Consider the following 13,254-nt stretch of genomic DNA (forward strand, 5'->3'; position numbering starts at 1 on the left):
TCTAAATTGATGAGTTTGCTTTGGGTATCGCCAAATTTGGCGGTGCTTTTTATCCTCCGTCACACACAATGACCTACCCTGACCAAAACAGGCAGGGCAGGCATACAAATACATTAGTCGCTATGTGTTAGCTCAAGCTCGGCTTTTTCGCGCAAGGACTCGGGCAACTCTTTTTGCACCGCCACACCCAGCTCCTTAAATTCATTGGCTTGCTTGATCAGATTGCCCTTACCGCTGTAGAGCTGAGAAAACGCCTTATCATAGGTTTCCCGCGCTTTATCAAGCTGTTTCCCCACTCCTTCCATAGACACTAAGAAGGAATTGAGCTTGCTATAGAAACGCTCCGCGCGTTTCGCCAGCTCCTGAGTGTGCTTGGATTGATCTTCAAAACGCCATAACTGTTTTACTATGTTCAAGCTGGTGAGCAAGGTAGTCGGGGTGGCCACCAGAATATTCTTTTCAATGGCGCGCTGATATAGGTCGGGTTGAAACTTAAGGGCTTCGACAAAGGCGCTTTCGATGGGCATAAACATGATCACCACCTCAGGCGAATTTAATTGCTCAAGGCGGTGGTAGTCCTTGCTCGCGAGCTCATTAATGCGCTCGCTCACCGCCTGCACATGCTCACCCAAGGCCTGCTGCGCTTCAAGCTCAGTTTGGGCATTCACATAACGGGTGTAGGCGTTAAGGGATGTTTTCGCATCGATAACTATATGGCGCTGTTGCGGCAAATACACCACCACATCTGGACGCAATCGGCCAAGGGGTGAGTCGAAGCTTACCTCACGGCGATAATCCTGATTAAGGCGCAAACCGGCGCTGTCGAGCACGTTCTCCAGCATAAGTTCGCCCCAGTTACCCTGTGTCTTCTTTTGCCCCTGTAGCGCCGTAGAGAGCCTCTGCGCCTGCTCTGTGATCGATTGATTGAGCTTTTGCAGATGTTGCAGCTCGGTTTTCAATGCGGCTCTTTGCTGCAATTCCTGGGCGTGGATATGCTCCATCTTGTCGCGAAAGCCTTTGAGCTCCCCCTGCACCGGCTTAAGCAGCTGTTCCATATTTTCCTGGTTAAGGTGCTTAAACTGTTGCGACTTATCTTCAAAGACCTGATTAGCGAGTAGGGCAAATTCCTTTTTCAGGGTTTCTTTGGAATCTTGCAACAAGCTGAGTTGCTGCGCAAAGTGCGTTTCCTTTTGCTCCAGGGTTGCCTTGAGGGATTCATAGCGACCGTGTAACAAGATCACTTTTTGCTGCAATTGCTCGCCCTTTTCACGTTCGCTTGCCGCCTGACGGCTCAGCTCAGAGGTACGCGCTTCGGCGCCGTGCGCTTGCTGTTGCAGTTCATTGTTATGAGTCAACGCGGCGCGTAAACGCCCTTGAACGCGCAACAATACAAAGGCCAAGGTCATCGAAGATAAAGCCAGCGCAGCAAGGGCGCCAAGCAACACAGGTGAGCTTTGGGAAAACAAGGAAAGCATATTGATCCCGCATTAATTATTGTTATGTATAGAGTGATAATACCAATTTTATCAGGAAAGTAAGTATCTAGGTCGGTGCTCTGCGCCGACACCTCAACAAAATCATACTTTTATCGGGATAAATCCCGACCTACAACGGCTTTTCGGCAATTTCAGGCAAAAAAAAGCCAGCTAAATCAAGCTGGCCTTAAAATCATAATAATCAGGGAAATCAACATAGGGTGCTTGCATCGCAAGCATAATAGTAGAGTCCCGGTGCGGGAGAAAGTTCAGGAAAATTTAAACTTTTTCTTCTTTTTCTAGATTCAGCATTTCAAGCAGTTGATTATCATCAATTTTTTTATCTGATAATAAACTACCATTGAGGAACTCATCCACCAGGTGGCGTTTCTTCTCGGCCAGGGCCTGTACCTGTTGCTCTACAGAATCCGCCAAGATCAGCTTATAAACGAATACCGAGCGGTCTTGCCCCATGCGATAGGCTCGGTCTGTAGCCTGGTGCTCCACCGCCGGGTTCCACCAGGGGTCGAAGTGGATCACGGTATCCGCCTGAGTCAGGTTTAAACCGCTGCCACCGGCCTTTAAACTGATCAAAAACACCCGCTTACGTGCTTGTTGGAAGTCATCAACCTGACGCTGGCGGTCTCGGGTTTGCCCGGTCAGTAACGCATAGTCTATGCCCATATCCTGTAACTGCGCGCCAATAAGGCTGAGCATGGAAGTAAACTGGCTGAAAATAATCACATGATGCTCTTGCTCCAGCATCTGGGGTAAATGGGTTTGCAACCATTGCAACTTGGCACTGCCGCCTTGATAACTAGGGTCAACCAGCCCCGGGTGACAGCAAATTTGCCTTAGTTTTAGCAGCGCATCGAGAAACTGCAACTTGCTTTTGCCAATGCCCTGAGTGGAAACCAGATGACTGAGCTTTTGGTGCAGGGCGCTGTGATAGCCCTGATACACATGGGCTTGATCTTCAAGCATATCGAGCTGTTTAACCAACTCGGTTTTGCTCGGCAGTTCGCTCAGCACATCTGCCTTGGCACGGCGCAGTAAATAGGGGCGTACCGCTTCTTTAAGGGCATTTTTACCCGTTTGTTCAAGGTCTAAAAAGTTCGCCTTAAACTGGTTATCAGAGCCAAGCAAGCTAGGCATGGCAAAATCGAATACGGATTTAAGCTCTAGCAGGTTGTTTTCAAAGGGGGTGCCGCTCAAGGCAAGACGAAATTGTCCCCTTAGTTGCTTAACCTTTTGACTAAGCTGAGACTGAGCGTTTTTAATGGCCTGCGCTTCGTCCAAGACCAGGGTGTGATATTCAACCCCATGATAAAAGGCAAAGTCGCGTTTAAACAGGGTATAAGTAGTGATGAGCACCTCATACTTGGCCAACTGCTGCAACATGATGGTTCTGTTATTGCCAGCTACCACCTGTACCGACAATTGTGGGCAAAAGCGCTTAATCTCGTTACACCAGTTACCAATCAAACTGGTAGGGCAGAGGATCAGATGTGGTCGACCGGCACGGGGTTTCAGGGTACTGAGATAGGCAATGACCTGCAGGGTTTTACCCAGGCCCATATCATCGGCGAGCACGGCGCCTAGCCCCTGCAAGGAAAGCAGTTGCAGCCAGTTGACTCCGGCTTGCTGATACTCTCGCAATTGTACATTGGGCGCCAGTTTAACCGGCTGCAATGAACTCAAAGTAGGCTTTTGTAATAAGGGTGCCAAAGAGGTTGCAACCGATAACTGCCAGTGAGCTTGCTCGGTTAACTGGGGATACAGGCTGCGCGGAATGGAACAAATACTTTTCTCTTTAGCGCTGGCAAAACGTTGCAGATAACTGAGCATCAGTTTTGCGGCCTCACTAGTTATGACACATAACTGGCCGTCACATTCTAAATAACAATAATGAGCACTGTAGTTGGCATTATTAGCCAGTTGTTCGGCGCTTAAAATAAAGACCTTTTGCTTGTGGTGCAACTCAAAGCGCACTAGGAAACGATGTCCCTGAAGCTTATCGATAACCAGATGGGGTGTCAGCACAGCGCTGGTTTGCTGGCGCTGACGTGGCAAGGAAATCACCTTTCCTCCCAAGTTCTGAACCTCTTGCTCAAGCTCAAAGAGCCATTGCTGCTCTTGCAAGGTGTCGGCAATAATTACTTGATACTCTTGCTGTAAAGGCCCTTTACATGGCTCAAGACCTAAATTGGCCAGGCTGGCCTGAGTTGGTGCTTGTCCTTCAACGGCAATAAGATAAGGCGCAGATGTGCGCATAAAGCGCAGGGTAAAGCCTAGCTTAGGCTTTTTTTTTTCGCCTTTGCTCAACGAAAGGGCGAGCTCATCGTCAAGACGCTGTGACAAGGCACTAACATCTTCCTCATTCACCTCAGGAAAGTGTGCCAACTGTTTGATCTGCGAGCCAGACAGATGGGTATGCAAGGCCACTATCTGATTCTTGCTGCTATCAAGGTAGTAGGGCGGGGCGGTATTAAATACTCTGTCGGCATCAAAGTCGGCGATATTGCAGGTTAATTTCGCCTTGCCCTCATGGCGTATCCACTGATATTGCAGCTGCTGCGGCTTACCCAAAAGCAGAGGCTGGCGCTGCTTTTCAAAAAACAGACGGGCGCGGGCAAGTAATTGCACCAAGGCACGGGCGCCCCAGTGCCCATAAAGCAGGGCTTGTCCGGGGAGGTTTTGCGAGCGTATCCAGCTAAACAGACGAAAATCGCCTTCATCAAGCCCTTTTGGGGTAACCTGAGTATGGCTTTGCTGCTCGCTCAGCGCTCGGCCCTGAGACTGCAAACCCGCTTCGGTATTGGGTGCCATCTTGGCCTGAAGTTGAAGTTCGTTCTGATGTGGGTGCAGCTCGAATAACAAAACCTGTTGCTGGCCTTCGGCTGGCTCGCTGTCATGCTGAGCCAAAACACAAAACCAATCATCTATTTGATATTGGTGAGCAAATTCGCCCTGACTTTGGAGTTTGAGTTGCAGTAAGGCGCTGGCCACATGCTTACAGCGCACCTTGGCCTGACAGCTACAATGGGCTTCTATCTGAGTGTGCTCGCCAAACTGAAGCTGGATATGCTGATCATAGGTGGTACCGTCATCGTCAAGCACCTGAGCCTCGATACGGCTGTAGTCCTCGTTGCTTTTTACCCAAAGCACTTGCTCATCACGCAGCATTTGCTGGGCGCGACTGTAAACCCCCTTGCTAAATAGCTGCTTCAGCGCCTGCTCGGACAATGGCAAAGGAGCTGGCTCGGCATTGATCTCGGCAAAGACTGCGAGCAAATCCTCTTTAGTAAACGATGCGGCCATGGTCCAACCCAACTACTGAAATAGGCCAGTATATCGCTTTTCGACATGGTGAAAAAGCCCCAGAGCGTGGAACTCAGGCGAATTGAGGGCATAAAAAAGCCCGGTTCAAAGCCCAGGCTTAAAAACAACAAGGCAAAGTAGCTTAATTAAAACTTTCCAGCATTTTAGCCAGTTGCATAAAGCGCTTCTCTGTCATTATCTTATTGTCGATCCTGATCGTTAGATCACCATTTTTACTGTGTTTTTGGATCCGCACAAAGTCATTGGCGAGTTTAATGTCCTCGTTGCGCTTTGTCCCTTGCGGCGCTTCACACAGGTATTTGGTTACCGCAAGCGCAGCCTTGTCGTCGCTATCGAAGCCGGTTTGTGCAAATTGGGCACGGCAATCGGCAACACGTTCGTTAAAGGCACTGCCGTCTTTATCTTGCGCCTGGATAAGCTTCTTAGCCACTTCACGGCCAACATGGTTGGCAGTAGGGTAGAGCGCCAACACATCCTTAGGAAGGCATTCAAAGGCTTTAATGGCATCGGCAATGGCTGTATGTGAAACACCTTCTAACTGAGCGATTTCGCGATACGAGCCCTTTTTACCCTGCTCCTTCAACTCTTCACGCGTCGATGCATAGGCCTGGCCCAGCTCCCATAAACTAGGAGCTATATATTGATCCGAAGAAACCGCGAGGATCTTCGCATCTTCATCGTTAAAATCGCTGGAGCTTAATACCAGATAATCCGCCGGTGCCAGCATACAAGCCTTACGACGACGCGAGCCGGCCAAAACCAAAAGCTCACCATTCTGCTCCCAAGCCAGTGCTGGGTGCTGGTTACGGCCATCATCGCGAATGGCAGGAAGAATATCGGCCACCGACTTTTCTGTCAGGAGCGCCTGGACACGGCGGTTCTTGCCGTAGACCTTGGTGCGTTGTTCAATATCTTTATGGGCAATCACCTGGCAAGTGAGGCGAATGGTGCGCTTAGGATCGCTCGGCGCCGGCATACTGATCACATCCCCGGCCTGAGCTTGGGCCAGTAATTGATCCAGGCTGCTACTTTCTACTGCGGTTGCAAACGGGTCTATGCGAGTGTCGTTCTTACGTTTCTTTGCCATGATAATGCCTTACTGTGCTGCCTTAAGTTGTGATTGTGTCGATGCCCAGTTGGAACGAATAAGCATTTCTAATTCATCAACCACGTCTTTCACGTTTTCCTGAGCCTTAACCAAGGACTCTCGGCTAGCCAAACTGTCAGAGGTTTTCTGATCGAAAATGGTGTTGAACGACGAAGAGCTTGCGGTAATTGCACTGCTATGGTTTATCGGATAGCTCATTACCTGACGACCGAACGCAGAGCGCACATCTTTAACTATGTCGCGTTGGGAATGGTTGCCTTTAACATAGTTGGTAACCAGGAACTGCATAAAGTCCCAACCATCATGACCTAGGGCGGCCACGGTGTGATAAATCTCACCCAGGCGCTTAAGGTATTTATTGTTCGCATCAAAGTCGACCGCTTCCGGGTGCACCGGGATAAGCATCGCAGTTGAGGCCATTAATGCGTTGTAAAACATAAAGTTAAGTGATGGTGCCGTGTCGATCAAAATAATATCGAATTGATCCTGTACCGGCTCAATGACCTTTTCCAATAACTTATGGTAATGGCGCGTTTGCCCATAATCACCACTTTCACGCAGTGCCGTTGCTGTCTCATGCTCGAAGTAAAAATCATCCATGCCCGATGGCAAGATGCGAATATTAGGGATATGGGTTTTCAAAAATGCATCGCTGACAATCCCTTCCCAGGTTTCGTTTTCGTCAAGCTCGATACAATCACGCATCAGGTCACCCACAGTTATAGGATCGGGTTCACCCGGTGGGAAAAAGCTTGATGAGGATCCTTGCGGATCTAAATCGATAATGCCAATGCGGTAACGTTTAATATTCGTGGTTGCAAGTGCGGCGGCGATGTTAACCATACTGGTGGTTTTACCACATCCACCTTTCAGTGAGTTAATAACAATAACCTGAAGTTTATCATCAACTTGACGATGATCGGCATCAATGCCCATTACTTCGGCCATGCGATAGATGTTCGCTAATGTGTAGGCATAATGACCATTGGCACCACGGCGAATTTCAATGTGATCGAAATCACCCTGATCATGACGTCGTTTTAAGGTACGGTTATTACAACCTAATAGATCGGCGGCGGCCTTTTGGGTATAGGTTCGAAGCTCTTTCTCTTCTGCTTTGAGATGGGCTCGATAATGTTGAATACGTCCTTCGAGTGACTTTTCAGCAACATCGGCCGTAGCCTTAAGTAACTGGTAGGTTCTTAGCGCACTTTGTTTTATTGTCATACTTGCATCCCTAAGTTTAAGCCATGAGTATAATGTCCACTTCTTTAGCTGTAAACATATATTTTAGGCGACATTGCATTAAAAACAAGAAAGACATTTTGATTGAAAACTTCCTATAAGGTAATAACTAGATTAGATTCGTTTAAATATATAGGTATATAAAGGCTAAGGCAGGAAATATCTATTATAACTAATTGTTTTTTAATGATATTGCTACTTTTCTTAGATCATCATTTTACTTGGTATAGATCTGATTCCTACCAAGTCATGGATCAGCATTATAGTAAGTGAAAATCTTCGCTTTAAGTTATGCACAGCTTACGTACAAGGTTACTCACAAAAACACCGGGTTAGATCATTTTTTTACTAACCATTTGCTCCTAGTTATACACATAATCAGGTAACTAAAGCACTGATATCTAGGTAAAGATCTGATCTTTACCAGCTATAGATCAGATCTCTACCAAGCGCTCGCCCAGTTATACACAAGGCTGGCGTTTACAAGACCAATAATGGCCAAAAAAACAGCGATTTTTTAAATGAAAGAACAAAAATACAAAAAATCTGATGCCGCACTTGGTAAAAAGATGATCTATAACCCGTGAGTTAATAAAAATCTGATCCCAAAAGTTTCAAACTGAACGTTTAATCGCCTAAGGTTAGTAAAAAAGTGATCCAAACCATGAAACTCGAACTTGGATCAGTTTTTTACTAACATAGATGATTAACTTTTTTCGTATTATGTGTTGATATTACCTTTGGCATCGATAGCAATGGAAAATAACAATGAACCGCAAGGTTAATATCTCGGTAGAAAACTTACCAGACTCTTTGCGAGGCCAGATCAATGGCGTTGAAAGTGCAACGGATAACGAAAATCTGGCATTGTTCACCGACAATAAAGATGTGCGCATTTCAATCGAAAGTTCTGTACATGGATTAAGAGCCTACTCTAATACCTTCAATCATTATGATCTTTGGGGGCGCTTCGTCCGTTCCGGTCATAAAAAATTGCCGCTAGAAGATGCACCGAAGAAAACCATTATTACTCGCCGAATCTCGGAAAAAGTAGATGGCATACTGTATGAGGGGGAAATTAAAATTACCCCAGCGGTGGTCAGTACTCGTCAAGAAGGCGAAGAAGTTGAATGCCTGGTATGGCCATCTGACAGAGAAGAAAAAGTTGAGCGCGCCTTAATTCGTTTGGCGTCCAAAGGCAAGATAGTCAAGATCAACTTTAAATCGGGTATCCAATACGCGGTTATCTTTTCGATGAATGAACTGGCCCAGGAGCTCAAGGCCGTAGGTCAGTCGATGCCGTACCCGCAAATTAAAGAATCGTTGGAAGCCCTGCAAGGTTCCAAGTTGTCCTTTAAGTACACGGCGACCGATACCAAGAATTCCAATATTGACGATTCATTTTATGAGTCGAATATGAACTTCTTATCCTCATTACATTTCAGTGGTAAGAAAGGGCAGGGCGGCAATGTAAAATGTGTGGCCTGTTTAAACGCTTTTGTTCACAACATGATAGATAACCTGGAATATAAAGGTTATTACTTTAACCGTGCGCAAGAACTGAAACGCGGATTATCGCGCTGGATGATGTTGCGCCTGTATCACTTATGGCGCTACGCAGCGCCGGGCAAGACCTACCACTTCCGTCTGCTGTCTATTATGGAAAAATATGGCTCAATCTATGCCGATGACAAGATCACCGACAATAAATTAAAAGCCCTGCGCCGTGATATGACTACAACCATGAAAGACCTAATCGACAAGGGTGCCATTTCCGATTACAGCATTTCCAATGTGAAAGAGGAATCAACCGGGAAAATTATCGATTATGTTTACGAAATGCATCCGTCCGATGAGTTTTGCGAAGAAATTCTTACTTTGAATAAGCAAAACAAACGTATCGAAATACAAGGTGGCAAACGCATTGTCGAAAATGCAGAGATCATAGATGAAGAAAGGCTTGAAGAAATAGTCGAAAAGTAATCCTTGTCTGCTCTAATAGAAAAGCCCACATTTGTGGGCTTTTTAACATAACGAATACGGGGGAATTTAATGTGAGTACTTACTCACTTTTTGCTAAGTACAGTCGCTCAACCAGGTATTCATAGTCACGTTTTCGCGGATCTTCCTTAGGTTGGTAATCTTTGAGTTCCCCAAGTTTTATCTCCGGATTGTCGTCAAACACGATAAAGGGCAAAGCACCGCTAACATGATAACGGCGGTTATCAGCGAAGCGCACATTTACTTCGGGCGTGACCCTTATAGGCCGACGAATACGTAACTTTTCGTTTTCAGCTAAACTCGCAACCTTACGTTTTTCCTGCTCAACTAAGATTTGCCACTGCTGTTGATCTATCATGCGTGGATTAGAATAAGCACTGCTTCGCTCTAACATAGTAAGTGCTAACTTACGGGTAAGAGATTTGGTGGAATGTTTTTGCATCCAGGTAAAACGCACCGAGTAGGGAGAGTGAGCTTCAAAATGGATATGGCGATAAAATGCCAGTGTCATTAATCCGGGAACGGCACTGTGAACCGCATCGAAGCGGGCATCATTATTATCTAAGGTCAGCACCTTTTGCTTAAACTCAGTTTTAAGCTCGTTGATTTTTAAAAGATAAGGCTCAAAAGTAGCGAAAGAAGCTCGCGGTAATAAGACGATACCCGGATGACGTTTAGCTAATTTCCCGCTGAGTTCACCGTCTTTGTGAAAATCTAAAAAGCTGTTTTTAATTTGTGTCAGCGCCGTATCACCTCGATGGCCTTGCACAGAAATTGCGGCTAAAGGGTTTCGCTCTTGCTCAGGTGTTGGCAAGGGCAATTGAAAATAGCTCGCTTGGCGATACTGGGTCTGTGCCAATAACTGAGTAAAATCCTGCAGATACTCCTGCGTCAGGTCGTAAATGCTGCGAAGCTGTAGTTTTACACTGCTCATAGTAATAAAGAACACATCATACAATATCTTGCTAGTTTAGCTCGGCACTTCCCTGCATAACAAGATATTGAAAGATATAAAGACGCTGAGGTTATTGTAACTTTTATTATAGTATGATGTGTTCATTATTGTTGCTTTACTCTTACCCAACTGGCACTAAAGTTAAGTGAGTTCATAAAAGCAGGATGAAAAACCTATGAAGATCATGTTCGTCTGTTTAGGCAATATTTGCCGCTCACCAACTGCTCATGCAATTGCCATAAAGCGCGCAGTGGAGCAGGGCTTAACTTATATCGAATTCAGCAGCTCTGGCACTTCTGGCTATCATGTTGGTGAGCATCCGGACGAGCGGGCAATTTCACATGGAGCGCGACATGGATATGATCTATCACGACTAACCGCACAAAGACTTAGCCAAGATGATTTCTATGAACAAGATTTAATTCTCACCATGGATGAACAAAATTACCGGGATGTGCTGGCCATGCAACCCGTCGATGCAACAGCAATGATCAAGCGTCTGCTCGATTACCATCCCGACCCTGAATTAACCCAGGTTCCTGACCCATATTATGGTGGCCATGCAGGTTTCGACACTGTAATCACCATGTGCGAAACGGCCATTGATACCCTGTTTAATGAATTGGACAATAGATAAGATATTGCTGAGGTCGCCTGTTTATCACAATAAGTATGATGTGTTCAATTTGCATAAAGGTCTACCGCGACAAAAGTAGGATACTTTATTTCCCCCATCGCCCCCTTTTACCCTTGCGCTAGCGCCCGCCATTCGGTACTTTCGTGAGTGAGGTACAATTAGGAATGAGGAAAATTGTAAAGTGAAACCTTGGAGTCCAAATAGCTGGAGGGATTTCCCCATAGTCCAGCAACCCACATACCCGGATCAAAGTGTCTTAGCCAATGTTGAAAGTGAGCTAAACAGTGCACCGCCTTTGGTGTTTGCCGAAGAAACACGTAGCCTGTTTAAGCAACTTGAGGATGTGTGCGAAGGCCGCGCCTTTTTATTGCAAGGTGGCGATTGTGCCGAGTCATTTGCTGACTTTAGTGCCGCTAATATCCGCGATACCTTTAAAACCCTGCTGCAAATGGCGGTGGTACTAACCTATGGTGGTAAATGCCCGGTAGTAAAAATCGCACGTATGGCGGGGCAGTTTGCCAAGCCGCGTTCCAGTGATTTTGAAACCTTCGACGGCGTCAGCCTGCCTTCGTATCGCGGCGACATTATCAATAGCTCTGAATTTACCGAGCAGGCGCGCGTGCCCGATCCGCAAAGGTTAATGAAGGCCTATCACCACAGTGCGTCAACGCTTAACCTGTTGCGTGCCTTTGCCCAAGGTGGTCTTGCCGACTTACATCAGGTAAACCGCTGGAATATGAGCTTCGTTGCTGCCAACCCCTTAAAAGATAAATATCAAGAGGTTGCCGATCGCATTCAGGACGCGCTCGAATTTATGGAAGTCTGTGGCATTAACTCCACCAATGCGCCATCGTTAACGGAAACCTCTTTATATACCTCTCATGAAGCACTCTTGTTGGGTTATGAGCAGGCGCTGACACGCCGTGATCACCTATCTGGCGACTGGTACGACTGCTCGGCGCACTTTGTGTGGATTGGCGAACGTACACGTCAGCTTGATCACGCCCATATCGAGTTCTTCCGCGGCATTAAAAACCCCATAGGTGTTAAGGTTGGCCCAGGCATGAGCCCGGATGAGCTGATTGAACTGATTGATGCGGTAAACCCGGACAATATTCCAGGGCGCTTAACCCTTATCACCCGCATGGGTGCCGATGTGCTGCCACAGAAACTTCCAGCACTGGTACGTCGCGTGCAGCAAGAAGGCCGTAAGGTGATCTGGAGTTCTGACCCCATGCACGGCAATACCGAAAAGGCCAGCTCGGGTTATAAAACTCGCAGCTTCGATAATATTCTGCGTGAGATCAGCCAGTTTTTCGCCGTCCATAAGGCCGAAGGTTCACACGCCGGCGGTGTACATTTAGAAATGACCGGCCAGCACGTGACCGAATGCACAGGCGGCGCTTATGGTCTTTCCGATGAGGATTTGGCTCAGCGTTACCGCACCCAGTGCGACCCACGCCTGAATGCCGATCAGGTACTTGAGCTCGGCTTCCTGGTTGCAGACTTACTAAAAGACGCCCGCAAATAAGACGAGTAAAAAAAAAGCGCCCAAGGGCGCTTTTTTTTATTCGATAGTTTTTAATATTTCCTGCGCTGCAATCCGGTCTCAGCCATAATCTTGGCTGACATTTCCTCCACCGAATGATGCGTGGAATTGTAGTGGGGGATACGAAAACGCTTATACAGCATTTCCACTTCACGGATTTCGATACGACACTGGCGCAAAGATGCATATCTTGAATTGGCCATGCGCTCATTACGTATAGCCGCAAGGCGTTCGGGTGAAATGGTTAAACCAAACAATTTGTTTTTGTATGGCTGTAAAGATTTTGGCAACTCGCCTGAGTCCAGATCATCCGGCGTTAAAGGATAGTTGGCCGCCTTAATGCCGTATTGCAGGGCCAAATATAAACTGGTCGGTGTTTTACCGCTTCGGCTCACCCCCACCAGGATGACATCCGCCTGCTGGTAGTCCTTGATATTGGCGCCATCGTCGTTGGCCAGGGCATAGTTTACTGCGGCGATACGGAAGTCGTAACTTTGCTCGTGAATACTGTGAGTACGATGCACCTTAGGCACGGGTTCAACGCCCAATTCGTTTTGCAATTGGCTGCTGAAGGTGCTGATAAAGTCATAGCACACGGCATTGCTCGCAAGAATGATTTCGCTGAGCTCTGGATTCACAAAAGTGAAGAAAACAATCGGTTTTTCATTGCTTTTGGCCGCTGCCTGCTCAATTTGCGCCTTAACTTCTAAGGCTTTTTCTCTGGTTTCAACAAAGGGAATTGTGGTGTGTTCAAATTCCATTGGAAAGAGGGACAAAGTCGCATTACCAAAGACCTCAGCGGTAATTGCGGTGCCGTCAGAAATATAAAATGCGTTGCGCATAAGCGTCCTTTTTTTATGTAATAACCTGATAAACCGTAAGGCTACGGTTTACGCATCAGTGTTTGCCAGTGTAGAATGTTAGCGCCTCATTTAAAAGGTC

At 46.8% G+C, this 13,254-nt stretch carries 9 protein-coding genes; 3 read left to right on the plus strand and 6 right to left on the minus strand.

Annotated elements, in window-relative coordinates; genetic code table 11:
* Window positions 1-113: 113 nt before the first annotated feature.
* From C2M34_RS09840 to C2M34_RS09855, 4 genes are all read right to left on the minus strand, one after another.
* The gene (locus C2M34_RS09840) at window positions 114-1,406 is read right to left on the minus strand and encodes a DNA recombination protein RmuC (protein WP_442792787.1); all 1,293 of its coding nucleotides are present in this window, start codon (window positions 1,404-1,406) and stop codon (window positions 114-116) included.
* A 348-nt stretch (window positions 1,407-1,754) separates the two neighbouring features.
* Complete coding sequence (locus tag C2M34_RS09845) at window positions 1,755-4,796, minus strand: DEAD/DEAH box helicase (RefSeq protein WP_105258666.1); 3,042 nt, start codon at window positions 4,794-4,796, stop codon at window positions 1,755-1,757.
* A 142-nt stretch (window positions 4,797-4,938) separates the two neighbouring features.
* On the minus strand, window positions 4,939-5,904 hold the full coding sequence (locus C2M34_RS09850; RefSeq protein ID WP_105258667.1) for a transcriptional regulator: 966 nt from the start codon (window positions 5,902-5,904) through the stop codon (window positions 4,939-4,941).
* 9 nt (window positions 5,905-5,913) lie between these two features.
* Window positions 5,914-7,152: an AAA family ATPase gene (locus tag C2M34_RS09855; protein ID WP_105201333.1), complete on the minus strand. Its 1,239-nt coding sequence runs from the start codon at window positions 7,150-7,152 to the stop codon at window positions 5,914-5,916.
* 786 nt (window positions 7,153-7,938) lie between these two features.
* On the opposite strand from C2M34_RS09855, the gene C2M34_RS09860 reads away from it, so the two are divergent.
* Window positions 7,939-9,153: a replication protein A gene (locus tag C2M34_RS09860; RefSeq protein ID WP_105201334.1), complete on the plus strand. Its 1,215-nt coding sequence runs from the start codon at window positions 7,939-7,941 to the stop codon at window positions 9,151-9,153.
* A gap of 79 nt (window positions 9,154-9,232) precedes the next feature.
* On the opposite strand, the gene C2M34_RS09865 is transcribed toward C2M34_RS09860, so the two are convergent.
* Window positions 9,233-10,105: a DNA replication terminus site-binding protein gene (locus C2M34_RS09865; protein ID WP_105201335.1), complete on the minus strand. Its 873-nt coding sequence runs from the start codon at window positions 10,103-10,105 to the stop codon at window positions 9,233-9,235.
* A gap of 196 nt (window positions 10,106-10,301) precedes the next feature.
* On the opposite strand from C2M34_RS09865, the gene C2M34_RS09870 reads away from it, so the two are divergent.
* The gene (locus tag C2M34_RS09870) at window positions 10,302-10,763 is read left to right on the plus strand and encodes a low molecular weight protein-tyrosine-phosphatase (RefSeq protein ID WP_105258668.1); all 462 of its coding nucleotides are present in this window, start codon (window positions 10,302-10,304) and stop codon (window positions 10,761-10,763) included.
* Window positions 10,764-10,944: 181 nt separating this feature from the next.
* A complete protein-coding gene (locus tag C2M34_RS09875) occupies window positions 10,945-12,294 on the plus strand; it encodes a class II 3-deoxy-7-phosphoheptulonate synthase (RefSeq protein WP_105201337.1) in 1,350 nt (449 codons plus the stop codon).
* Between the two features lie 50 nt (window positions 12,295-12,344).
* On the opposite strand, the gene ppsR is transcribed toward C2M34_RS09875, so the two are convergent.
* Window positions 12,345-13,154 carry a posphoenolpyruvate synthetase regulatory kinase/phosphorylase PpsR gene (gene ppsR, locus C2M34_RS09880; RefSeq protein ID WP_105201338.1) on the minus strand — a complete coding sequence of 270 codons (810 nt, stop codon included), beginning with the start codon at window positions 13,152-13,154 and terminating at the stop codon, window positions 12,345-12,347.
* Between the last annotated feature and the right edge of the window lie 100 nt (window positions 13,155-13,254).

Origin of the sequence: Pseudoalteromonas sp. T1lg88, from assembly GCF_002964765.1 — a bacterium.
Classification (GTDB): domain Bacteria; phylum Pseudomonadota; class Gammaproteobacteria; order Enterobacterales; family Alteromonadaceae; genus Pseudoalteromonas.